Source organism: Exiguobacterium sp. SH3S1, from assembly GCF_004337105.1.
Lineage (GTDB): Bacteria > Bacillota > Bacilli > Exiguobacteriales > Exiguobacteriaceae > Exiguobacterium > Exiguobacterium aurantiacum_A.
In genome coordinates, this window is the sequence record NZ_SJUW01000024.1 from 1 (window position 1) to 3,006 (window position 3,006).

At 54.2% G+C, this 3,006-nt stretch carries 1 rRNA gene; it reads right to left on the reverse strand.

What is annotated here, in order from left to right:
• Window positions 1-4: 4 nt before the first annotated feature.
• A 23S ribosomal RNA gene (locus tag EVJ26_RS14110) occupies window positions 5-2,918 on the reverse strand.
• Window positions 2,919-3,006 lie beyond the last annotated feature (88 nt).

A 3,006-nucleotide genomic window follows, 5' to 3' on the forward strand; every position in this document is an offset into this window, starting at 1 on the left:
TTTCTAGATCAAAGCCTCGACCGATTAGTATCATTCAGCTCCACACGTCGCCGTGCTTCCACCCATGACCTATCTACCTCATCGTCTCTGAGGGGTCTTTCTTGATTGCTCAAAGGGAAATCTCATCTCGGAGGGGGCTTCATGCTTAGATGCTTTCAGCACTTATCCCGTCCGCACGTAGCTACCCAGCGATGCTCCTGGCGGAACAACTGGTACACCAGCGGTGCGTCCATCCCGGTCCTCTCGTACTAAGGACAGCTCTCCTCAAATTTCCTGCGCCCACGACGGATAGGGACCGAACTGTCTCACGACGTTCTGAACCCAGCTCGCGTACCGCTTTAATGGGCGAACAGCCCAACCCTTGGGACCTACTCCAGCCCCAGGATGCGATGAGCCGACATCGAGGTGCCAAACCTCCCCGTCGATGTGGACTCTTGGGGGAGATCAGCCTGTTATCCCCAGGGTAGCTTTTATCCGTTGAGCGATGGCCCTTCCATGCGGAACCACCGGATCACTAAGCCCGACTTTCGTCCCTGCTCGACTTGTAGGTCTCGCAGTCAAGCTCCCTTCTGCCTTTGCACTCTACGAATGATTTCCAACCATTCTGAGGGAACCTTTGGGCGCCTCCGTTACTGTTTAGGAGGCGACCGCCCCAGTCAAACTACCCGCCTGACACGGTCCTCCAGCCGGATCACGGCTGCGAGTTAGAGACTCTATACGCAAAGGGTGGTATCCCAAGGATGTCTCCACCGAAGCTGGCGCTCCGGCTTCACAAACTCCCACCTATCCTGTACATCGCGTACAAAGCCTCAATATCAGGCTGTAGTAAAGCTCCATGGGGTCTTTCCGTCCTGTCGCGGGTAACCTGCATCTTCACAGGTACTATGATTTCACCGGGTCTCTCGTTGAGACAGTGCCCAAATCGTTACGCCTTTCGTGCGGGTCGGAACTTACCCGACAAGGAATTTCGCTACCTTAGGACCGTTATAGTTACGGCCGCCGTTTACTGGGGCTTCGGTTCAGTGCTTCTCTTGCGATGACACATCCCCTTAACCTTCCAGCACCGGGCAGGCGTCAGCCCCTATACTTCATCTTGCGATTTAGCAGAGACCTGTGTTTTTGCTAAACAGTCGTTTGGGCCTATTCACTGCGGCTTATGTTGCCATAAGCGTCCCTTCTCCCGAAGTTACGGGACCATTTTGCCGAGTTCCTTAACGAGAGTTATCCCGCGCGTCTTAGAATTCTCATCTCGCCTACCTGTGTCGGTTTACGGTACTGGCGCCGACCTCCTTACTAGAGGCTTTTCTTGGCAGCGTGAAATCCGGTACTTCGCCCTACGGGCTCCACATCACAGCTCAACCTTGTATGCCGGGCGGATTTGCCAACCCGACGGCCTCGCTGCTTGTCCGTGCACTTCCAGTCGCACGGTTACCTTATCCTTCTGCGTCCCCCCATCGTTCAAACGGTGGTACGGCGGTACAGGAATATCAACCTGTTGTCCATCGCCTACGCCTTTCGGCCTCGGCTTAGGTCCAGACTAACCCTGAGCGGACGAGCCTTCCTCAGGAAACCTTGGGCTTTCGACGGAGGGGATTCTCACCCCTCTTTTCGCTACTCACACCGGCATTCTCACTTCCAAGCGCTCCACGGCTCCTCACGATACCGCTTCACTGCTGCTTGGAACGCTCCCCTACCATTCCTTACGGAATCCATAGCTTCGGTGGTATGTTTAGCCCCGTTAAATTTTCGGCGCGGCGTCACTCGACTAGTGAGCTATTACGCACTCTTTGAATGGTGGCTGCTTCTAAGCCAACATCCTAGTTGTCTGTGCAACGCCACATCCTTTTCCACTTAACATACACTTTGGGACCTTAGCTGATGGTCTGGGCTGTTTCCCTTTCGACTACGGATCTTATCACTCGCAGTCTGACTCCCGAGTACAAGTTGCCGGCATTCGGAGTTTGACTGAATTCGGTAACCCTGTGGGGGCCCCTAGTCCAATCAGTGCTCTACCTCCGGAACTCTTCACCTCGAGGCTAGCCCTAAAGCTATTTCGGGGAGAACCAGCTATCTCCAGGTTCGATTGGCATTTCACCGCTACCCACACCTCATCCCCGCACTTTTCAACGTGCGTGGGTTCGGACCTCCAGTCAGTGTTACCTGACCTTCATCCTGGACATGGGTAGATCACCTGGTTTCGGGTCTACGACGACGGACTGATGCGCCCTATTCAGACTCGCTTTCGCTGCGGCTCCGCCTTATCAGCTTAACCTTGCCCGCCATCGTAACTCGCCGGTTCATTCTACAAAAGGCACGCCATCACCCGTTAACGGGCTCTGACTACTTGTAGGCATACGGTTTCAGGATCTATTTCACTCCCCTTCCGGGGTGCTTTTCACCTTTCCCTCACGGTACTGGTTCACTATCGGTCACTAGGAAGTATTTAGCCTTGGGAGATGGTCCTCCCGGATTCCGACGGGGTTTCACGTGTCCCGCCGTACTCAGGATCCACTCTGGAGGGGATAAGATTTCAGCTACAGGGCCGTCACCTTCTCTGGCCGACCTTTCCAGGTCGTTCACCTATCCTATCCCTTTGTAACTCCGTATAGAGTGTCCTACAACCCCAGGAAGCATGCTTCCTGGTTTGGGCTGTTCCCGTTTCGCTCGCCGCTACTCAGGGAATCGAATTTTCTTTCTCTTCCTCCGGGTACTTAGATGTTTCAGTTCCCCGGGTTTGCCTCACACCGTGCTATGTATTCACACGGGTGTCCCGCCAGTCTCCCGGCGGTGGGTTCCCCCATTCGGATACCTCTGGATCAAAGTGCACTTACCACTCCCCAGAGCATTTCGCTGTTCGTCGCGTCCTTCATCGGCTCCTAGTGCCAAGGCATCCACCGTACGCCCTTTCTACCTTGATCTAGCGTTTCTAAGACACACGGTCCGAACGGACCATGCATATTTTTCTTGGTTTGATGTCTTGATGAATCTTCAGTTTTCAAAGAACAA